The 20,713-nt window shown below is 56.8% G+C and carries 20 protein-coding genes; 10 read left to right on the forward strand and 10 right to left on the reverse strand.

All coding sequences use genetic code 11. The features are described from left to right. Nucleotides 1–10: 10 nt before the first annotated feature. Nucleotides 11–3,109 carry an FG-GAP-like repeat-containing protein gene (locus tag ACTRXA_RS07580; RefSeq protein ID WP_442426601.1) on the reverse strand — a complete coding sequence of 1,033 codons (3,099 nt, stop codon included), beginning with the start codon at nucleotides 3,107–3,109 and terminating at the stop codon, nucleotides 11–13. Nucleotides 3,110–3,399: 290 nt separating this feature from the next. On the opposite strand from ACTRXA_RS07580, the gene ACTRXA_RS07585 reads away from it, so the two are divergent. The 6 genes from ACTRXA_RS07585 to ACTRXA_RS07610 all read left to right on the forward strand — a co-directional run bounded on the left by ACTRXA_RS07585 (nucleotide 3,400) and on the right by ACTRXA_RS07610 (nucleotide 7,984). Then, entirely contained in the window at nucleotides 3,400–4,086 is a 687-nt protein-coding gene (locus ACTRXA_RS07585; protein ID WP_442426602.1) for a hypothetical protein, read from the forward strand. A 164-nt stretch (nucleotides 4,087–4,250) separates the two neighbouring features. Beyond that, nucleotides 4,251–5,030: an MlaE family ABC transporter permease gene (locus ACTRXA_RS07590; protein ID WP_442426603.1), complete on the forward strand. Its 780-nt coding sequence runs from the start codon at nucleotides 4,251–4,253 to the stop codon at nucleotides 5,028–5,030. A 4-nt stretch (nucleotides 5,031–5,034) separates the two neighbouring features. Then, nucleotides 5,035–5,781, forward strand: coding sequence for an ABC transporter ATP-binding protein (locus ACTRXA_RS07595; protein WP_442426604.1), 747 nt, complete (start codon nucleotides 5,035–5,037; stop codon nucleotides 5,779–5,781). A gap of 70 nt (nucleotides 5,782–5,851) precedes the next feature. Next, nucleotides 5,852–6,292, forward strand: a complete 441-nt coding sequence (gene mlaD / locus ACTRXA_RS07600) for an outer membrane lipid asymmetry maintenance protein MlaD (RefSeq protein WP_442426605.1) — start codon at nucleotides 5,852–5,854, stop codon at nucleotides 6,290–6,292. 26 nt (nucleotides 6,293–6,318) lie between these two features. Continuing rightward, nucleotides 6,319–6,954, forward strand: a complete 636-nt coding sequence (locus ACTRXA_RS07605) for an MlaC/ttg2D family ABC transporter substrate-binding protein (RefSeq protein ID WP_442426606.1) — start codon at nucleotides 6,319–6,321, stop codon at nucleotides 6,952–6,954. Nucleotides 6,955–6,985: 31 nt separating this feature from the next. Beyond that, nucleotides 6,986–7,984 (forward strand): GHMP family kinase ATP-binding protein, encoded by a 999-nt coding sequence (locus ACTRXA_RS07610; protein ID WP_442426607.1) that lies wholly within the window; start codon nucleotides 6,986–6,988, stop codon nucleotides 7,982–7,984. A 3-nt stretch (nucleotides 7,985–7,987) separates the two neighbouring features. Here ACTRXA_RS07610 and ACTRXA_RS07615 read toward each other — a convergent pair whose 3' ends face one another. Continuing rightward, complete coding sequence (locus tag ACTRXA_RS07615; RefSeq protein ID WP_442426608.1) at nucleotides 7,988–8,962, reverse strand: 2-hydroxyacid dehydrogenase; 975 nt, start codon at nucleotides 8,960–8,962, stop codon at nucleotides 7,988–7,990. Nucleotides 8,963–9,119: 157 nt separating this feature from the next. Here ACTRXA_RS07615 and ACTRXA_RS07620 point away from each other — a divergent pair, with 157 nt between their 5' ends. The 4 genes from ACTRXA_RS07620 to ACTRXA_RS07635 all read left to right on the forward strand — a co-directional run bounded on the left by ACTRXA_RS07620 (nucleotide 9,120) and on the right by ACTRXA_RS07635 (nucleotide 12,428). Continuing rightward, nucleotides 9,120–9,758 carry a radical SAM protein gene (locus ACTRXA_RS07620; protein WP_442426609.1) on the forward strand — a complete coding sequence of 213 codons (639 nt, stop codon included), beginning with the start codon at nucleotides 9,120–9,122 and terminating at the stop codon, nucleotides 9,756–9,758. A gap of 63 nt (nucleotides 9,759–9,821) precedes the next feature. Next, on the forward strand, nucleotides 9,822–10,931 hold the full coding sequence (mutY, locus tag ACTRXA_RS07625; protein ID WP_442426610.1) for an A/G-specific adenine glycosylase: 1,110 nt from the start codon (nucleotides 9,822–9,824) through the stop codon (nucleotides 10,929–10,931). Between the two features lie 2 nt (nucleotides 10,932–10,933). Continuing rightward, on the forward strand, nucleotides 10,934–12,070 hold the full coding sequence (locus ACTRXA_RS07630; RefSeq protein ID WP_442426611.1) for a cation diffusion facilitator family transporter: 1,137 nt from the start codon (nucleotides 10,934–10,936) through the stop codon (nucleotides 12,068–12,070). Nucleotides 12,071–12,101: 31 nt separating this feature from the next. Then, nucleotides 12,102–12,428 carry a putative quinol monooxygenase gene (locus tag ACTRXA_RS07635; RefSeq protein ID WP_442426612.1) on the forward strand — a complete coding sequence of 109 codons (327 nt, stop codon included), beginning with the start codon at nucleotides 12,102–12,104 and terminating at the stop codon, nucleotides 12,426–12,428. Nucleotides 12,429–12,434: 6 nt separating this feature from the next. Here ACTRXA_RS07635 and ACTRXA_RS07640 read toward each other — a convergent pair whose 3' ends face one another. The 8 genes from ACTRXA_RS07640 to ACTRXA_RS07675 all read right to left on the reverse strand — a co-directional run bounded on the left by ACTRXA_RS07640 (nucleotide 12,435) and on the right by ACTRXA_RS07675 (nucleotide 20,713). Then, nucleotides 12,435–13,535 (reverse strand): deoxyhypusine synthase family protein, encoded by a 1,101-nt coding sequence (locus ACTRXA_RS07640; protein ID WP_442426613.1) that lies wholly within the window; start codon nucleotides 13,533–13,535, stop codon nucleotides 12,435–12,437. 106 nt (nucleotides 13,536–13,641) lie between these two features. Beyond that, complete coding sequence (locus tag ACTRXA_RS07645; protein WP_442426614.1) at nucleotides 13,642–14,079, reverse strand: peroxiredoxin; 438 nt, start codon at nucleotides 14,077–14,079, stop codon at nucleotides 13,642–13,644. 115 nt (nucleotides 14,080–14,194) lie between these two features. Continuing rightward, on the reverse strand, nucleotides 14,195–14,440 hold the full coding sequence (locus tag ACTRXA_RS07650; protein ID WP_442426615.1) for a DUF1232 domain-containing protein: 246 nt from the start codon (nucleotides 14,438–14,440) through the stop codon (nucleotides 14,195–14,197). A 20-nt stretch (nucleotides 14,441–14,460) separates the two neighbouring features. Further along, nucleotides 14,461–15,150 (reverse strand): 2-C-methyl-D-erythritol 4-phosphate cytidylyltransferase, encoded by a 690-nt coding sequence (ispD, locus tag ACTRXA_RS07655; protein WP_442426616.1) that lies wholly within the window; start codon nucleotides 15,148–15,150, stop codon nucleotides 14,461–14,463. A gap of 40 nt (nucleotides 15,151–15,190) precedes the next feature. Next, on the reverse strand, nucleotides 15,191–16,561 hold the full coding sequence (radA, locus tag ACTRXA_RS07660) for a DNA repair protein RadA (protein ID WP_442426617.1): 1,371 nt from the start codon (nucleotides 16,559–16,561) through the stop codon (nucleotides 15,191–15,193). A 57-nt stretch (nucleotides 16,562–16,618) separates the two neighbouring features. Then, a complete protein-coding gene (locus ACTRXA_RS07665; RefSeq protein WP_442426618.1) occupies nucleotides 16,619–18,094 on the reverse strand; it encodes a hypothetical protein in 1,476 nt (491 codons plus the stop codon). Nucleotides 18,095–18,259: 165 nt separating this feature from the next. After that, nucleotides 18,260–19,069, reverse strand: a complete 810-nt coding sequence (gene pal / locus ACTRXA_RS07670) for a peptidoglycan-associated lipoprotein Pal (RefSeq protein WP_442426619.1) — start codon at nucleotides 19,067–19,069, stop codon at nucleotides 18,260–18,262. A 294-nt stretch (nucleotides 19,070–19,363) separates the two neighbouring features. Beyond that, entirely contained in the window at nucleotides 19,364–20,713 is a 1,350-nt protein-coding gene (locus tag ACTRXA_RS07675) for a hypothetical protein (RefSeq protein WP_442426620.1), read from the reverse strand.

Genomic DNA, 20,713 nt, shown 5'->3' on the forward strand with positions numbered 1-20,713 from the left:
CCGCTCAGGCTCAATTTCTGGAAATGAGGTAGTCCCGCCCGGCCGCAAGGGGTCTGGATATCGTGGACGTGGTGCCGTCGTTCCAGCGGATTTCCACCCGGCTGACGGAATCGTGCGCGCCCAGTCCGAAATGTGCGAACGCCGCGTCAAACGAGTGAAACCCGCCCCCGGCACGGATTTCCCGCATCTGGTGGCGGCCGCCTTCCGGCCCGTAATGGAGGGTGATGCGGCAACCGATGCAGTTGCGGTTGCCCTGCCCATCCTCGAGGCGGAAGCTGATGCTGTTCTTTTCGTCCTCGCCGTTGATGTGAACTTTGAAAGGCCCGTACAGCGTATTGACCACCAGATCCAGGTCGCCGTCGCGGTCGAAATCGAGGTAGGTGTAAGTGGAGCTGTGGTCGAAGTCCTGCAGTCCGAACTCCTCCTCCGCCGGGAGAAAGGTTTTGCCCTGCTGGTTGTGGAAGAAATTATTGGACGTGTATTCCTGCGTGATCAACACGCCGTTTACCACGTAAAGATCCTGCCACTCGTCGTTGTCGAGGTCCACCCAGCGCGCGTTCCAGCTCCATTCCGCCGTGGTCACGCCCATCGCCTCAGAAACATCTTCCAGGGTCTGGTCCTCTTTCCCTTTCAGCATGACGTTGGACATACTGCGGAAACGAATCTCTTCGTCGCGGTTGTACTGTTTCCAGTCTGCCTCAAAATACAAATCGCACATCTTGTACCCCAGCACGTGGCCGGGATCGATCTTGTCGCAGAGCGCGGGATCGTCGTTGCGAGTGGCAAGGAGGGCCATGCGCGTCACCATGCAGTCGCCGATGTCGCGCCGGTTGCCAAGCACACTGCACCGTTGGTGTATGTCCTGTTTTTCCGGATTGAGCAGGGTGACGAGTTGCATCAGGGTGTCGCACTCCCGGCGGCCCAGCACCTGCGTGCCTCCATCGCAGAAGGTTCTGCCGCGTTCCTGCATGAACGTTCCGAAAATGTTCGACACCACATCGATGCCCCGGCTCATGCCGATGTTCGCAAGGTACAGGTCCGGCAACAGGTCGTTGTCGATGTCCCCGGTATCCATGCTCATCGTGTTTTCGGTGGTGATGGGGATGACACCGTCCTGCCGTCTGATCTTGCGAAACGCCCCGCCGCCTTCCCCGAAGTAATACGTATCCGCCACACGGTAGTCGTTGCCCACCGTTAGGTCCTGCACCGCGTCTCCGTTCAGATCGGTGAACAGCACGGTGTGGGTCTGACCCGGGATACCGGGAAGAGGTTTCACTTCAAACTTCAGGTTGTCGTTCAGCACCAGTTGATTGCCCGCGTTGGTCACGGGGGTGCGGGTGAGGATGCCCAGATGGTAATTGCCGTTGGCAATGTCGAGAAATCCGTCCCCGTTCACATCGGCGAATGCCAGGGCGCTGGTCAGCACCGTGTCCCCGTTGGGGACACGCAGCACCTGCGGCACGTTGCCGCGCTTTCCAGGATTCAGCCACAGGTAATTGCCCTCGTCAAAGGTGGTGACGAACACGTCCAGCCATCCATCGTTGTCCATGTCCACCGCCGCCACACTGATCGCTTCTTTCCCCGCGATCACCCCCAGCGGCACATCCAGTTTTTCAAACCGCCGTCCATCCAAATTCTGATAAACCTCAAAGCCGTTGTTGGTGGCCGCCACCACGTCCACCCAGCCGTCGCGGTTGAGGTCGCCGGAAGCCACGCCCCGGCCGAAATAAAAGGGATCGATAAAATTGCGCGGCGTCAGTTCATTGGAATACGTAATGCCCATCTCCGGTCCCGGAACCGAGCGGAACATCTTTCCGGTATCGTGGCCATTGCGCCGGGCGTGCGGAGTGAACTCCACCCGAAGTCCGTCCTGCTCAAAAAGCAATTCGGAAGAACGTGGATTGGTGGGGACAAACTCCATCCGTTCAGGTCGGGGACCACCGGCCTGGAGCGAGGCCGAAATTTTCACCACAGGCTCATTCGGGGTGCTGGCGACGAACGCGTCATACTGCTCCAGCCACTGGATATGGCGGTAGGAGGAAAATTTGTCTGCCGCCAGGCCAACGCCCATGCCGACGGCGGCGACAATGACGAACAGCTTCACCGCCACCCACGTCGAAAACGTGCGCGACACCACCATGGCCGAATACACGCTGAATGTCCCCAGCGTGAACAGCAGGGTCATCACGAATCCGTCCGCCAGCTTCGACATCATCATCGCCTGCGTCAGCATGATGTCAAACGCAATCGGCAAAGGCAGAAACGTTCCCAGCACCGCGAGCACGCTCAGGTTGCGGATATCCGGCTGCAGGCCGATGAAGCGGTCGAGAGTGATGAGGTGGCTCAACACCGCACCCATCAGCCCGGCGAGGAGCATCAGCGGAAACGTCCGCACAAAGATGTATTTAAAGGAGCGGAAAAAATCCTTCACTGCGCCGACCAACGCCTGTCCCCAGCTTTCCTTCTGCACCACTTCCACATCGCAGGTGTCGAACACCGGGTTCGGCTTCTTATCGTTCACCTGTTTTCTTATGGGCGCGTCCTTGGAGATGAAAGGCACGATGAGCAACACCAGCAGAAACGTTGCGCCGATTTTCAACACCGCCATGTAAAACGGAAAAATGGAAAACAACATGGTGAGCACGACGATGTTCAACGTGGGCGAGCTGAACATCACTGCCAGCGCCGTTTCCATGCGGCTCCCTGCGTCGTAGATGCCCTTGGCGATCGGCGCGACGCAGTTCACGCACACGCCGAGCGGAGTTCCCACCAGCATGCCCAGCAGGCTGTTGCGGAAGCGGTTGGGCGAGGGTTTCTTCGGCAGGTAGGACAACAGCGCCAGAAACCCGCCCGCCAGCACCAGGCCGAAACTCATGCCCTTCCAGTTCGTCTCGTACCAGTTGAGCGTGGTGTAAAGAATGCGCGTCGTCAGGTCCGCTCCCGGCGGAACATGAAAGTGCGCCTCGTGCGACAACTTGTCCTCGAAGGCCTCGGTGCCGGACATGGCGGCTTTGCTGCTGAGAGCCGGGTACCGCGACATCAGCCAGAAGCCCACCGCCACGCACAGGCAGAATACGGCTACAAAAACGACGCGACGATTGCGGATCATTGGAATTTCGGGTTGAGATGAATGCTCATATACCCCCGGCAAACCCGCCTTCGCGGGATTGCGGTTTTTGAGAAAGGAATGACGCAGCATTGTATCCAAAAAGAGCTGAAATTCCTACTCATGGAAGGAAAAATACTGGACCCGTTTTCCCACAGGATCAAATTTTTCAAATTCTTTTGAATAACCGTTGGCTTCCAACCGGCGGCGCATTAAAATAAAAGGGTTGGATGGATTCACAAGATCCTGTTGAAGTGAAAACCGAACGCTGTCGATTTGTGGGGGGTGATGCTATGCCGATCAAGTTCACACACGTCGATCTGAGGGAGGAAGACACCACCGAGTCGTTTTTCTCCCACCAATTCCTGAGCGCCCGGATCAAAACCGGGTACGAGTCCAACGAGGGGTTCGATCCCATTTTCACCGATGGACGCAGTGACGAGTGGCTGGAGACCAACTGGAAAGAGGTCAAGGACAACGACCTGAGGTACGAGGAAGACGTCAACCAGTACATCACGCTGACGCTTTCCGAACTGGCCAATCCCCGGTCGCTCGCCTGCTTGAACGAGTACCTCATCGATATCAATTCCGACGCGGGACGCATTGCCGTGTCGCTGAACAGCAAATCGAACCGTTTCACCCTGTTTCGCGTGAACGCGGACTTTCTTCTGCTGAACCTGGGTCTGTTCCGGTCCGACCTGTACCGGGACAGCGACGCTTACCTGGACAAGGGCGGTTCCTATTATTTTTCCGCCGCCACCAGCCTGAAGTCGCTGCAGGGGGGCCGCACCGGCCTGTCCGATGTCATGGAAAAGCTTTCCATCAACTTCGGCAAGTACGTGGAAATCCTACGCCAGATGAAGCAGGACGCCGACAATTACCTGAGTTTTCATACGAAGATTCCGGAAGCGGAGATGAAGCAGCTGGAACATCTGCTGACACTGGAAGTTAAGAAAAGGAACAATCCCGGACCCGGATAAACCGGGATACGGGATACGGCTTACCGCAAACGTACGGACCCGGCGGATTCGCCGGGTTCCACCTGCCGCTTCGCCGGACGGCATCACCACCCAACCCGCAATCAAGGCATCCCTCCAAGTGACGGGAACCGGAACGCGGCTCCCGGAGACGGCACACCCCAAACATGACCCTTCTGCAAACGACAGGACGCTTCACCCTCGACTTCATCCAGAAACTGGGAGTGCGGTTGATTTTTCTAATGCAGGTGGTGGGCTGGGCATTCCGTCCGCCGTTCAAACTGCGCGAGATCGTCAAACAGACCAATTTCATCGGCGTCAAATCCCTGTTCGTCATCCTGCTCACCGCCGTCTTCACCGGCATGGTACTCGGCATGCAGGGCTATTACTCGCTCCGCAAATTTGGGTCGGAAGGCCTGCTCGGCTCCGCTGTAGCCTTGACCATCATCCGCGAGCTCGGTCCCGTGCTTGCCGCGCTCATGGTCACAGGCAGGGCCGGCAGTGCCATCGCCGCGGAAATCGGCATCATGCGCATCTCCGAACAGCTGGACGCACTGGACACCATGGCGCTCAGCCCGCTCAAGTACGTGGTCATGCCAAAGGTCGTCGCGGCGCTCATCGCCATTCCCCTGCTCACCGCCATCTTCGACGTGGTCGGCATCTTCGGCGGTTATATGGTGGGGGTGCACATGTTCGACGTCAGCGCGGGGTCGTTCATCAGCGGCATGGAACTCAGCGTGGAATGGAAGGACGTGTACAGCGGCATCGTCAAATCCATCTGTTTCGCCCTCCTCATGGTGTGGATCTGCTGTTTCGAAGGGTATTATGTGGAACGCTACAGCGGCCACGGTGCGGAGGGCGTGAGCCAGGCCACCACGCACGCGGTGGTGCTGTCTTCCGTCAATATCCTCGTCTGGGATTACGTCATCACTTCCTTCATGATTTGAGCCCATGATTCGAATTCACAACCTGAAAAAACAATTCGGCACGCAGGAGGTACTGAGAGGGGTGAACCTCGAAATCCCGGAAGGACAGATCACCGCCGTCATCGGCCGAAGCGGTACGGGCAAGAGCGTTCTGCTCAAACACATCATCGGCCTGCTCAAACCGGACGCCGGCACGGTAACGGTGAACGGCGACGACATCACGAAAGCCGACGGCCACCACCTCAATGAACTGCGCAAGAAATTCGGGATGCTGTTTCAGAACGCGGCCCTGCTGGACTCGATGAGCGTGTACGACAACGTCGCCTTTCCTCTGCGCGAAAAAACGAAGATGAAGGAAGCGGAAATCCGGGAACGTGTCGACAAAGGCCTGGCCAACGTCGGCATCGTCGGCATGAACCACAAGTTCCCCGCGGAACTGAGCGGCGGCATGAAAAAACGGGTGGGGCTCGCCCGCGCGCTGGTCACGCAACCGGAAATCATCCTGTTCGACGAACCCACCACCGGCCTCGACCCCATCATGAAAAAAGCCATCCACCAGTTGATCTTCGACACCCAGCGGCAGTTCGGATTCACCGCAATCATGGTGAGCCACGACATCCCGGAGGTGTTCGACTTCGTGGACCGTGTGGCCATGCTGTTCGACGGCGTCATTCACGAAACAGGCACACCGGACGAGATGAAACAATCTGAGAACGCCGCCGTGCGGCAGTTTCTGAACGGGGACCTCGACGGCCCCATCCAGATCAATTAACAACTGACAACCCCGGCTCAAATCGGGTATTCTTACAATCGAATGGAAGGTAATCGGGAGACTTCTTTAAATGAATAGCCGCCGTATTGAAATCGTCGTGGGCCTGTTCGTGGTGGCGGGCATCCTCAGCCTCGGATGGCTGTCGTTCAAGCTCGGCAAGAAAGAAATTCTCGGCACCGACCACTACTCGGTGTACGCCGACTTCGAAACCGTGTCCGGGCTGCGTCAGAACGGTGAAATCGAAATCGCCGGCGTGGTCATCGGCAACATCGGCAACATCGGCCTGCACAAGGGCATGGCACGGGTGGAACTCAAAATCCGCAATGACATCACCTTGCCGGAAGACACCATCGTTTCGGTGAAAACCCGCGGCCTGATCGGCGACAAGATTTTGAGCCTGTCCATGGGCGGCTCGGAAGAAACCGTACCGCCGGGAGGCGTATTGTTTGAAACCGAACCCGCCCTCGATCTCGAAAGCCTGATCAGCAAGGCGGTTTTCGGCGACGTTTGATCATTCCATTTCCACGGAATCCGTTTATGAAAAATTCATTGGTTTGCAAACGGTCTCTTGGGGCCCTGGCCTTGGTACTGACCCTCAGCCTGGTTTCCAGCGCCTGGGCTTCTGCGGTGACCGACGGGCTTAAATCCACCATCGACCGGGTCATCAACGTTGTCACCGACGACAAGTACAAAAACGACCCGCAGGCGCGGCGTGCCAAACTGCGCGGCATCATCAATCCCAAGTTCGATTACATCGAGATGGGCAAACGCTCGCTGGCCAGAAACTGGCGCGACCTGAGCCCGCAGGAGCGCAAGGATTTCATCGACCTGTTCGGCCAGCTTCTGGAAAACTCCTACGCCAAAAAAATCGAATCCTACCAGAATGAAGAAATCCTGTACGTCGATGAGGTCATCAAGGGCAAGTACGCGATGGTCAAAACCGAGATCAAACGGAAAAACGATGTCATCGGCGTTGATTACAAGTTGATCCAGAACGGAAGTGACTGGCAGGTGTACGATTTCATCGTCGAGGGCGTGAGCCTCATCCGCAACTACCGGTCGCAGTTCAACAAGATCATCAAAAAAGACTCGTTTCCCGTGCTCATGAACAAGCTGAGCAAAAAAGTGAAGGACCTGGAAGCGGGAACCGACAACGACAAGGACGAACTCTGATTCACCCCGCCCTCCCCTCCCCGGCTGACGCATGATTGCAAGTTCCGCTCCGACACGCATCGACCTTTCAGGCGGCACGCTGGACCTGTGGCCCCTGCACCTGTTCTTCGGCAACCCGCCGACCCTGAATGCTGCCATCAACCTTTACGCGCGGGTGGAGATCCGTTCCCGCCGTGACCGCAAACTGATCATCGAGTCGCGCGACCTCAACCACCGCGCCACCTTCTCCAGTCTCAAACACCTGCCCGACAAAAAGCATCCACTGGAACTGATTCTGCGCCTGGTCAAATTTTATGCACCGAAGAAGGGTCTGGAGATCGTCACGCACTGCGCCGCGCCTGCAGGCTCCGGCATCGGCGGCTCGTCTGCGCTCAACATCGCGCTCAACGGCGCACTCAACCGCTTCACCGGCCGGGGTTACCGGCGCGATCAGATGATCGAGATCGCCAAGAACATAGAAACTCAGGTCATCAACGTACCCGCAGGAACCCAGGACTACTTCGCCGCCATGTACGGCGGCCTGCAGGCAGTGCAACCGTATTACGACCGGCTGGCGTCGAATCCCATTCCCTTTGAATTGGAGGATGCCACACGGCGTTTCGTGTTGTGCTTCACCGGCAAACCCCGAAACTCCGGAATCAACAACTGGACGGTGTACAAGGAATCGATCAACGGCAAGGCATCGGTCAAGAACAACCTGCAACGCATCGCCGACATCGCGCGTGAGATGGAATCGGTCCTCAAAAACAAAAACTGGAACCGCTTCGCCAAATTGTTTGCGGAGGAATGGAAAGCCCGCAAAGCCCTGGCGCCGGGCATCTGCACCAGGGAAATGGAAACGATGATCCGCGCCGCGGGCAAGGCAGGCGCGCTGGCCGCCAAGGTGTGCGGAGCGGGCGGCGGCGGGTGCGTGGCGTTCTTCGTTCCGCCGCAGAAGAAACACGCCGTTCAGGCGGTGTTGCAACAACAGAATGCGCGGGTTCTGGATTTCCGTTTCGTCAAACGGGGGCTGGTGGTGAAATCCGGCTGAAGCTCAACCCCCGTTCCAGCCGGGCACCAGCGTGCGCGGGGTGGTGCCGTCCAGCGCATCAAACACGTTGTCCACCACCAGGTTCGCCATCACTTCGCGCGTGGCGTGGCTGGCGCTGCCGATGTGCGGCGGGATGAGGATGTTGTCCAGCTCCGTCATGCCTTCGGTGAGCTCCGGTTCGTTCTCGAACACATCGAGCGCCGCCCCTGCAATCGTTCCCTTCTTCAGCGCCTCGACCAGGGCCCGGTCATCCATCACCTTGCCGCGCGCGGTGTTGATGAGGTATGCCGTCGGCTTCATCATGGCGATCTGCTCGGCGCGGATCATGTACCGCGTCTCTTCCGTCAACGGCACATGGAGCGTCACGAAATCCGATTCCCTGAGCAGCCGCTCGAGTGGCACCCAGGTCGCATTCAGGCGTTGCTCCTCTTCTTCCGGCAGGCGGTTTCTCTGACAGTAAAGCACCTTCATGTCGAATCCCAACGCACGGCGTGCCACGGCGCGTCCTATTTCCCCACAGCCGATCACCCCCAGTGTTTTGCCGTACACATCATGACCGAGAAACAGCTTGGCCTGCCATCCCGTAAAGTGGCCCTCGCGTGTGTACCGGTCGGCGGGCACGATGGCACGGGCGATCCCCAGCATCAGCGCCCAGGTGAGGTCCGCCGTCGTCTCGTGCAGGACCCCCGGGGTGTTGGTCACCCAGATTTTGTTCTGCCGCGCCCGGGCGACGTCGATGTTGTTGAAACCCGCACCGTAGTTGGCGACCAGTTTCAATTTATTTCCGGCCCCCAGCACTTCGCTGTCGATCCGGTCGGACAGGTAGGTGACCATGGCATCGCTCTCGGCGGCACGCTGTTTCAAATCGGAGACGGGCAAGGATGCCCCTGAATCGTTATAAACCACCTGGCAACGCTGGCGCAGCCGTTCGAGTGCGGTTTCGGAAAAGATGTTGGTGACGGTGACAACGGGTTTCATGATTTCCTTCAGTTCAAAGTTCGCAATGCAGGAAAGTTTTTCAATGATAGGGAAATTTTCCACCTCCCGCCACCCCAAAGCGGCATCGCCGCACGAGCCTCTTCTCTCCCCGGTTTTTCAGCGTGAACCGGGCCGGGGGTTGGGGTAAAATCATCCTATGTTGAAAGTGACCGAAATATTCAAAAGCGTACAGGGGGAATCGACCCGCGCGGGGCTTCCCTGCCTGTTCGTCCGGTTGACGGGATGCAACCTGCGTTGCCGCTGGTGCGACACGGAATACGCCTTTTACGGCGGCAAGTCCATGAGCGTGGACGAAATCATCCACGCGCTCACCCCGCATGAGATTTCGCTGGTGGAAATCACCGGAGGCGAGCCGCTCCTGCAGGATGAAGTTTTCGGCCTGATGCAGACGCTCCTCGACCGCAACTACACGGTGATGCTGGAGACCGGCGGATCGCTTTCTCTCGAACGCGTGCCCGCGGCGGTGATCAAGATCGTCGATCTAAAATGTCCGGGAAGCGGCGAGGTGATGCAGAACCGCTACGACAACCTCGACCGTCTGCAACCGCACGACGAGGTGAAGTTCGTCATCGCCGACCGCACCGATTACGAATGGAGCCGCGACACGCTGAAAAAGTACGCCATCGATCAAAAAGTGCAGGTGTTGTTTTCACCCGTTTACGACAAATTGCCTTTAAAGGACCTGACCGAATGGGTGCTGGAAGACGGCCTGCCCATACGCGTCCAGACACAACTGCACAAATGGATCTGGGGCAAGGACGCCATCGGCGTCTGACTCCATTCATCCTTTCCAGTCACCGTCCTCCGGTTGGAACGTTACCGGGGGTTTCCGGATTTCATGAAAACGCCCTCTTCCGCAAAAACCATCCAGCGCGCTTTGCTCAAGTGGTTCGATACCGACCAGCGCGCCATGCCGTGGCGCGAAACCAGGGACCCGTACCGCATCTGGGTCTCGGAGATCATGCTCCAACAGACGCAGGTGAAAACGGTGATCCCTTATTACGAACGCTGGGTGAAAACGTTTCCCACAGTTGAGAAACTGGCGCGCGCCCGCGAGAACACGGTGCTGAAACACTGGGAAGGACTCGGGTACTACTCCCGCGCGCGCAACCTGCACAAGGCTGCCAGGCAGATCGTACGGGAACACAGCGGCAACGTACCCGATACGCTGGAGGGCATCCTGTCCCTTCCCGGCATCGGCCGTTACACCGCAGGCGCGGTGTTGAGCATCGCCTACGATCAGCCTGTCCCCGTGCTCGACGGAAACGTCAAGCGCGTGCTCTCACGCCTGTTTGGTCTCATGGAAAACGGCGCAACGAAACAATCCGAAAACATCCTGTGGGAACATGCCGAATCCCTGCTCCCGCAAAAACGCCCCGGCGACTTCAACCAGTCGCTGATGGAGCTGGGTGCCACGCTCTGCCTGCCGCAGAACCCCATGTGCCTGCTGTGTCCTGTCGTTCGACATTGCGAGGCCCACCGGCAGGGCGAACCGGAAAAATTTCCGCCACCCAAACAGCGCGCCGCAACAAAAAAAATCGAAGTGAGTGCCGCCATCATCCAAAGAAAAGGCAAGGTGTTCATCCAGCAGCGTCCACGTGAGGGCCTCATGGGGGGGTTGTGGGAATTTCCGGGCGGCAAGCGGGAACCGCATGAAGATACCGAAACCTGCCTGGTGCGGGAAATCCGCGAGGAACTCGGCGTGAATGTGGCCATCCGCGAAAAGGTGATGACCATCCGTCACGCCTACACGCGGTTCCGCGTGACCCTGCACGTTTTCGACTGCACGGTGGAATCCGGCCGGCTGCGTCCCACGCACTGCGAACAATGGCGCTGGGTGCCGCTGAACAAGCTGGACAGGTACACATTTCCCGCCGCCAACGTGAAAATCGTGAATCACCTCATGCAGAACGGCGGGACAAACGCCAACCCCAAAAGGTCACTCTAAACGTGAAAACCATAATCAAACTCACCCCGGCGACGAAAGCCATCCTGGTCGGCGCACTCGGCAACTTCGTATTGTCTGTGATGAAAATCATCGCCGGCATTGTGGGACGCAGTACCGCGCTCGTCGCTGACGGTGTGCATTCCTTGTCCGACCTCCTGACCGATACGGTGGTGCTGTTCACGTACCGCATCAGCCAGATTCCCGCAGACGACAACCACCCCTACGGGCACGGCAAGGTGGAGAACATCGGCTCCACCATCATTGGCATTGTGATCATTACCGTCGGGGGCGGCTTGATTTACGAATCGTGGAAATCCATCCAGGCCGAAACGCAACAGGTGCCGACACTGGTTGCGGCCATCGTCGCCGGATTGACCATCATTATCAAGGAAGGGCTGTACCAGTACACCCATCTCATGGGGGAAAAGGAGAGCAGTCCGTCGGTCGTCGCCAAGGCATGGGATCATCGTGCCGACGCGGGATTGTCCCTCGCCACACTGGTGGGTATTTCCGGCGCCATGATGGGTTACCCGATTCTGGACCCGATTGCCGCGGCCGTCGTCGCCATCGGCATCCTGCATGTGGGATACGTCATTGTGCGGGATGGCATTCAGGATTTAATGGATGCGGGGATGAGCGAGTCCAAGGCGCTGGAGATCACACAGTTCATCAACAGCGTCCCCGGTGTCATTCGTTCGCACGACCTGCGTTCGCGCAAGATCGGGGGCGATTTCCTGTTGGACGTCCACATCCAGGTGGACCGGGAAGCGTCGGTCACGGAGGGTCACCAGGTCGCCGAAGCGGTGCGGCGGCGGTTGATCCGCGAGGAACCCGACATCCAGGATGTGATGGTCCACGTCGATACCGAAGACGACACCAACTTCGAGCCGATCTACCGGGTGAACCGAGGCGATTTGATCCGTCTCGCCGATCCCGTGATCGCCGGAACCCCCGGGGTCGCCGAGAGAACGCGCATCCGCACGCATTTTCACTATGGCCGGATCATTCTGGAAGTGTATGTCAGGCTGGAAGCGGCGCTGAACCGGGAGCAGGAAATTCAAACCGTGAAGGGACTGAAGGAGCGGCTCTCAGCATTGGACCACGTGAACGAGGTGCGCGTGTACCTCGAAACCGAATGAATCATGGGCTAAACGACAGGAAAGGAACTTCATGCCAATCTGCATGACGGCACGTTACCAGGTGGAACCGGAAATGGTCGAGGACATCAAACATACGGTAAAGGAGTTTGTGAAGTACATCCGTATCAACGAACCCACCACCCTGTTCTACATGGCAAACCAGGAGATGGGGCACCCGACGCGGTTTCTTCACGTGATGATCTTCGAGGATGAAAAAGCGGTGGAACGGCATCAACGATCCCCGGCCACCAAGCGGTTCGTGGACGTGGTTTACCCCGCCGCACTGGAACCGCTCGAGTTCAGCCAATTTTATATACTGGGATACAAGGCGTCCTATGAGGGAACCGGAGAACCGTAATCCGGTTTACTTTTTCACCTTGAACTCCTTCAGGTTTTCGCGGGACCACTTGATGGAAAGCTTCGGCCGGTTTTTGTAGGCTTTTTTCTGGAAAGCCGAGCCGAAGATGAGGGGCAGGGACACGCTCGGTTCAACAAAGGCCATGCAGTGGTTGGCTTCCTTGTTGATCTTGCCCCAGGACTGTGCCTCCGCCAGGGTACTGCCGCTCAACCCTCCCCAGTGCGGCGAATCCGTAGTCATCTGGATCGCGTATTTGTGCCCGCCGGTGTTTTTGCCGAAAATGTAGCTCATCACGATGGAATCGTTGATGTAGTTTTTCGGCACGCCCCCCGCCACGTAGAACGCCGAGGTGCGTTTCGATTTGCACACGATCTGTGTGATCTCGTAGTTGTCGCGGATGGAGTCGATGGTGATCGGCTTCCTGCCTTCCTGTTTTGCCACGTAATAGTGCTCCGTCAACCCGATCCCTATGCTGGAATCGTTGATGGCGGGACAGAAGATGGGCACGCCTTTTTTGCGGGCGGTAACGAGAATCGACTCCGGATCGTCGATGGATTTCGAAAGGTAATGCAGGAACTCGCGGCTGGAGTAGGAGCGGGGTTTCAACGTGTCGGCAAAGGCACCAATCAAGGAATCGTATTGCGCAAACTTTTCCTCATCGACATACGTGTCATAGATACGATTGATCAACAGGTCTCGCAGAACCCGGTCGTCCGCATGCGGGCTTCCGCGGTAATGGCCGGAGCCCTGGGCCGCGTAAAAATCCTGGTACAAAACTGCACCGGTGGACACCACCACATCGACCATATTGTAATGAATGAGATCGCGAATGACCTTCCTCAATCCCGCCGCAATCAGCGGGCCCGCCAGCCCGAGCATGATGGTCGGGCGCTCCTTGTCGGTCAGCATGCGTTCAAAAACGCTGGCGCACATACCCACGTTCCGGGCCTGGATCGACGAGCCTTTGAACGCGTCCACCAGGTCGGCCACGCTCTTGATCTGCGTGTAATCGATGGGCGAAATTTTGGTTTTCAGGAGGTTTTTTTTGAGCTTTTTTTCTTCGGAATCGAGGGGATGAAGACTTTTCAGAAAATCTTTGTAGGCCATTTCTACTCCGGTTGCTTGCTGATGAAATGGAAATCATAGCCTTCCATTCCTTCAAAATCAAGCCCGGAGAAGAAATGGCAATACCCCACACCACCGGAACACCGCGTCAAATGCGGGAGCACAGGTCGTTGGCGTGGTTTTTCGTATCCACCTGGTCGATCGCTTCCGCAATTTTTCCGTTTTCATCGATGACGTAGGTGATGCGCGAAGCATACTGATCGTCCTTGCTTTTGATGGCCTGGTAGGCGAGGGAAATTTCGCGGCCAACGTCACACAAGAGCGGATACGGGAAATTGAATTTTTCAGCGAAAGCCTTGTTGTCGGCTTCGTTGTCCAGGCTGACGCCCAGGATCACCGTGTTCTTTTGCTTGAACTGGTCGAACGCATCCCGGAATCCCTGCCCCTCCATGGTGCAGCCCGGCGTGTCCGCTTTCGGAAAAAACCACAGGATCACTTTCTGCCCCCGCAAATCTTTCAGGGTCACCCGGTTTCCGTTATGATCGTTGACCAGAAAATCCGGCGCTTCGGTTCCAACTTGCAACATCTGTCTCCTCCTTCCGAGAATACGGTCCCACAGTGTCTGGATGATGAATTTGACAAGCGACCATTTGATCATTTCAGGATAGGATGCAGATCCGGTGCCTTGAGGTTTAAAAACTTCACGGACCGCGGGGACCGTCCTTTTCATTCCCGGATCCGGGTTTCAGTCCACGACCCAGAAACGCCGTCAAATCAATGCCATAATAACGAAGCGCGGCCAGCACGAGAGCGCAGGCGGCGGCCTCGTCCAAATTCCCCACAAGAGGCAGGTTGTCCGGAATCAATTCAAAAATTCCAGCGGTGGGGTTGATGAGGTAAAGCAGCCCAAGCAGTCCCGCTGCGGCGACGAGAATGCGTTTGGTCAAATTCCGCTCCTCCATCCTCGTCACCCTTTCAAGAGAAGCTCAGCGATTTTTTCTCCCAACGCCAGGTCCTCCGACCGGGTGATCTTGATGTTGTACTCCGACCCGGCAATGATTTTCAGAGGGCGGCCCAGCCGCTCGATGAGCGATCCTTCGTCGGTACCGTAATAACCATCCGCAGCGGCGTTTTCGTATGCTTCTTTTAGCAGCGCGTAGCGAAACGTCTGCGGTGTCTGCATTCGCCACAATCCATTGCGGTCCACGGTGCCCTCGACGAACTGTTCCTTGTCCACTTTCTTAATCGTGTCGCTGACAGGAATCGCAACGATCGCGGCACCGTCTTCCCGTGCCGCGTCAATGGAAGCTTCGATGTGTTCCGGTTGAATGAAAGGCCGCACACCGTCATGCACGACCACGATATCCGTATCCGCGTCCAGCGCATGAAAACCGTTACAGACCGAATCCTGCCGTTGTTTGCCTCCAACCACCACATTCTTTATCTTGGTGGAAACCGACTTCGCCAGTTCGCGCACCATGTCAAGATCGCTCGCCGGAACCGCCAGCACGACTTCATTCACCACGCCGCACCGTTCAAACGCTTCGAGTGTGTGCTGCAAAATGGGTTTTCCGCAAAGTGTCAAAAACTGTTTGGGAACGTTCGTCCCCATGCGCACACCCTGCCCGGCGGCGGGAATGACGGCAGCCACTTTCATGATGGTTCCTGTCGCAAGTAAATGAATGGGACGGCGTTCACTATAAAATCGTTTCCAGTGCTTCGGCAAGGGTTTTCACCCACACCACGTCGAGGGAGGGAGACGTGCCGCCCGGCGATTTGCGCGAACTGTGCGGCACCACGCAACGGGAAAACCCGAGACTGGCGGCCTCCAGCAGGCGGGGCTCCAGTTGAACCACCGAGCGCACTTCGCCGGTGAGACCGACTTCGCCCACCACCACCACACCCGGATCGACAGGCCGGTTCTGAAAACTGCTGGCGATGGCGACGGCAATGCCCAGGTCCACCGCTGGCTCCGATACCTTGATGCCGCCTGCAAGGTTGACGAAAATATCTTCGCCCGCGAGGTTCAGGCCCAGCCGCTTTTCCATGATCGCCACCAAAAGCGTCATGCGGTTGGGATCGACCCCGGTCGCCATGCGGCGCGGCATGCCGATGGAGGATGACCCGCTGACCAGGGCCTGCACTTCGACCAGCAGGGGCCGCGTGCCTTCCATGGTGGCGACAATGACCGAACCGGTGGTGTCCTGCGGCCGCTCGGCCAGAAAAATTTCCGACGGGTTGCCGACCGGCGTCAGTCCTTCCTGCGACATTTCGAACACGCCCATCTCCGGCGTCGCGCCGAACCGGTTTTTTATCGCGCGCAGGATGCGGTACGAATGGCCACGCTCGCCTTCGAAGTACAGCACCGCATCGACGATGTGTTCGAGCGACTTGGGACCGGCGATGGCACCTTCCTTCGTGATGTGGCCGATGATGACCACCGGGAGCGAGCGCGTCTTGCATTCCTGAAACACCTTGAACGCCACCTCGCGCACCTGGCCGATGCTCCCCGGGGCGGATTGCAGGTCTACCGTGTAAAACGTCTGGATGGAATCGAGCACCAGGACATCCGGTTTCGCCTGATCAATCAGGCGCAAAACCTCCTCGATACAGATCTCAGCACCGATGATGAGGTCGTCATCCAGACAACCCAGGCGCTGGGCGCGAAGCTTGATCTGTTCCGGCGACTCCTCGCCGGAAACGTACAACACTTTTTTTCCAGAGCGGGCCACGCGCCACATGCTTTGCAGAACCAGGGTGGACTTGCCGATACCCGGGTCGCCACCGATCAACACAAGCGACCCCGGGACCAGCCCGCCCCCCAGGGTACGGTCGAACTCTTCAATGCCTGTGGGAAGACGTGAGGAAGGAGCTTCCAGCACCTGCGTGATGGGTTGCAGGGACGGTGTTTCTTTTTTGGCGCGGGGAGTGCGTCTGGAGTCGGCCGCGGGTGGGGACACCTCTTCCACCAGCGTGTTCCAGTCTTCGCACGCGGGACACTTTCCCATCCACTTGGGAACGCGGTGTCCGCAGGACTGGCATACAAATGCCGTCAGGGTCTTCGCCATGATGAATTCGTTCCCGGTTCAGCGGCAGGTTTTGTTTGATCCCTCATTTTCACTCGATCATTTATTCAGGATTTTCAAAATGTCGTCACCGCGCGCAATGGCCACGTTGCCCTTGCGCCGCAAGTCTTCCAGACGGTCGCGGAACTCCTTGTGCGTCTCTGTGAGCGAACCGGTAACGGTCTGGATATTCTGGTTGATCTTGTTCTGGTTGCCGAGGACCTGCGCCAGCTTGTCCTGCTCCTGCGCGATGGTTTTCAATATCTCAACCAACCTTGAAATTTTCTCATTGCTCAAGTTGTCTTCAGTGCGCCCGGCATCGATCTTTTGTGACACCGCATCCATCTTATCGTTGATCTGGGCGGTGCTGGTAAGCACACCCTTGGTGGTGTCCACCAGCTTGGAAAACTTGTCATTCGTCTGCTGGCCCAGAGTCCGGACCTGGTCCAGCTTCTGGTTCGCCGTATCGATTTGTTGTTTTGCGGCGGCGTTTTGCGAATCGAGCGATTGCAGTCCCGCCGCGAGTTTGTTCATCTTCTCATCCGAAACCAGCAGGTTGCTCTGAATCACTTCCTGCTGCTTGAGCAACTGCTGGTTCATGACGCGCAAAGCCTCCTGCGCCTGCGCGGTTTCGGTGAGGCGTTTGTCCACGATTTCCTTCAACTTTTTCATGGTCTCGCGGGTCAACTCAATGTCCTGCTTATTTCCCTGCTGGCGCGCGGAGACCTCATCCAGCTTGACCAGTTCCAACTGCTGTTGCTTGAGGCTGTCGGAGAGGATGTCGATGAGCTTTTGGTTTTTTTCCTGGTTTCCTGTCTGCACGGTTTCCAGGCGCACCACACCGGCGAGAATGTTTTCATCATGTTTGTTGAGCGTCTGGAACCCGCTGGTCATGACCTGGTTGTTCTGTTTTTGCAGGCTGGCCATCTCCGTCACCGCCGAAACGGCGCGGCCGATACGCTGTTCCTGCGCCTGTCCGATCCGGTCCATGTCCTGCGCCAGCCCTTTCTGCAATCCATGAAAATTTGCCTCAAGATTTTTCATGAAGGCCTGCTGATCGGCTTTCTGCTGTTCCGCCTGCCGGTTCAGGGCTTCGATCTGCCCCGCGAACTGGCTTTTCAGGTCACCGGTCAGTTTTGCTTCCAGACTGTTCATCTGGGTTTTAACGCGGGTGATGTCGTCATCCAGTTTCACATTGGCTTTTTGATTGATCACCTGGTTCTGCTCGATGGACCCCTGCAAAGAAGCCAGGCTGCTGTTCAGCAGTTCGACCTGACGGGCAATCCGGTTGTGCCGTTTGAGCGTGATATCATTGAGCCTGTTCATTTGGTCCACCAACTGACTCTGGGCCTTTTTAACCGCCGCCAGTTCCGGGAACAGGTTTTCCACCAGCCGGGTATTCAGTTTTTTGAGTTCCGCGTGGATTTGTTCATCCGAGGCATCGCCTCCACCGAACAATTGCGCAAATCCGTTGCTGCCAAACAGAAACAAAACAAAAATAGCGGTTAAGAAAAAAATCAGAGGCTTGGTTTTCATGGTTTCTTCCCGCGAAAAGATTGGGTTGAAAGTGGATCAACTTTGTAGAAAAAGTCGATGACAGGCTTTGAAAAGTCGAAGACAAAAAAAATCGACCGCAACAAGTATACCCTGTTGCGGCCGATCCCTTGAAGAGCTAATTTTCCAACTGCTGAATCGTCAACCTCATTCAGAAATCAGAAAATGCGCGCGGCGGTTGCGCCACCAGCAATTCTCACTGCTTTCAAAGCAGAACGGTTTTTCTTCACCGTAGCTGATGGTGTGCAGGCGGCTTTCATCCACACCCTGGGAAGCCAGGAACTTCTTGGTGGCCAAAGCCCGGCGCTCGCCGAGACCCAGGTTGTAGTTGTTGGTGCCGCGCTCGTCGCAGTGCCCCTGAATTTCCACTTTGGCATTGGGGTTCTGCTTGAGCCATTGCACGTTGGCGCGCAGGCGGTCCTTGCTTTTTTCATCGAGGTCAAAGCTGTCAAAGGCGAAGTAAACGTCTTCGATCTGCGCCGTAGGTTCGAATGCAAGCAGGCGTGCCTCCTCGATCTTTTCCGGCTCCTCCGGCTGCTCAAACACCTTGGCGGTGTCCTCGATGACCGGATTTTCCTGAGGTTCGGCGACAAACGTGTCGTTGCTCATGTCCATTTGTTCGACCTTCGTGGTTTCCTCTTCCTTCGGCGCCTCTACCTGGAAATCAGGAATGGTCGTCGATTCCACCGGTTCTTCCACAGGTTGTTCTGCAGATTCCGTAATGAAGGCTCCACTTTCCTCAGTATCCTGAATCTGGATATCGAAACCCTCTTCCGGCTGGGTTTCCGGTTCCGGAGTGGGTTCCGGCTCCACCGACACGGTTTCGACGGGCTCCTCAGGAGGGTTTTCCACTTCAGGAGCGAGCTTCTTCGCACACCCTGTAACTCCTACCGCCAAAATAAAAATGGCAATGCCACAAATCAAACGCATTTTTTTTGCCTTGAGTAAATTGTTCATAATTTTTCAACCTCTTGTTAACGACTCCCTCATGTTGATGTAGCTATATTATAAAACCGATTCTTGAATTTTTTAACTATGCCGTATTTACAGGGAAAATAACTCTAAGCATTGTAATCAATTTTTTCCCAAAAACCAAATCGAGTTTTTAAATAAATTTTTTAAAAACAACCAGTTAAAGGAACAACGCCGTGGCAGTTCCTTAATTCACCATTTTTCAATTGGAAATCCCTGTAGCTGATTTGACCCGCAGAAAACCCGGTTCTTCCCTATTCGGAGCAACCCGGAGAAGGGTCAATTGTTTTCTCCCTGTAAATACCGTCTGGGATAAGGGGACCAGGTTGGGCTGTAACTGCCCTGGGGCAGGTGCGTCAGCTGGCGGCTGGGTTTTCCGTTGAATCCCTTGATATGAACCGAAGAATACCTCCCGTGCGCCACACGGTAAGCCAGAAAGCGGCCATCAGGAGACCAGGAGGGTTCTTCCTTATTACTCGGTCCCTGAGTAAAAAGTGCCGTTTTTCCTGTTTCTGGAAAGAACAACCGGATCTGATGGTAATCCCCCACCCGGGAAGTGTAGGCAATTTTATCGCCATCCGGCGACCATGCGGGGTTGTCGTTGTACCAGGAATCAAAGGTAATGCGGCGCACGCCCTGTTGATCCCCGTCCTCGGCGTCCATGATGTAAATCTGCGGACGTCCCGCTCCCGCGCGGTCGGATGTGAACGCAATACGTTTTCCGTCCGGCGACCAGGTGGGTGAGGTGTCTATATTAAAGTGTCGGGTCAGCCGCGTCAACTCGTTCCACCGGCTGAGCGTGTAGATTTCAGAGTTCTCGTCCTTGCTGAGCGACAGCGCAATGCGCGACCCGTCCGGCGACCACGCCGGCGCGGAATTGAGGCCGGGAATGTCCAGAAGCGTGCGGCGTTTCTCCCCGTTGGTGGACATGAGGACCATATTCGGATTGCGGTCACGGTACGAGGTGAAGACGATCGTGCGGCGGTCCGGCGACCAGTTCGGCGACAGCACCACCGACTGTTCGTCCGAAATCTGTTTCAGGTTCTCGCCGTCGAAATCAACCGCATACAATTCCTTGCCGAAATCGCTGGTGGCGAGGAAACCGATTTGCGTCTCCGCCACGCCGCGTTTGCCGGTCAGCTGGTCCATCAACTCGTCGGCAAACCTCTGCATGATGGTGCGCACATACTGCCGACCACCCTGGTAACGTTTTCCCATCAGGTAACGGTTGTGCACCACGTCGTACAGACGGAAGACAAACTGCACGCCTCCGTTCAGTCCTTCAGTGCGGTATTGTGTCTTCACCAGCCACTGCGTGCCGATGCGGCTCCATTCGAGGAACAGGGGACGCGACTGCCCGCCCTCGGTTGCCGCCAGTTCCGCAAACACTTCGGTTTCCATGGGCCGGAAAAGCTCGAACAGTCGCAGGTTGGTTTGCAGAATCTCCCGCGCCTCCCTGGCAAGATCCGCATCCTGCCCCGGTTCGGTTTCATAAAACGGAGGGACGGCGATTTCAATTTCCGTCGCCGTTTCCTTATACAGGTCGAGCTCCACGTCCAACTCGGCCAATGCCGGCAGGGGAAGCAGGAACAGCCCGAAACACACAATTATCGTGAAGGCGAATCGCAT

The organism is Nitrospina sp. P1_D6 (assembly GCF_052156615.1).
Taxonomy (GTDB): Bacteria; Nitrospinota; Nitrospinia; order Nitrospinales; family Nitrospinaceae; genus Nitrospina.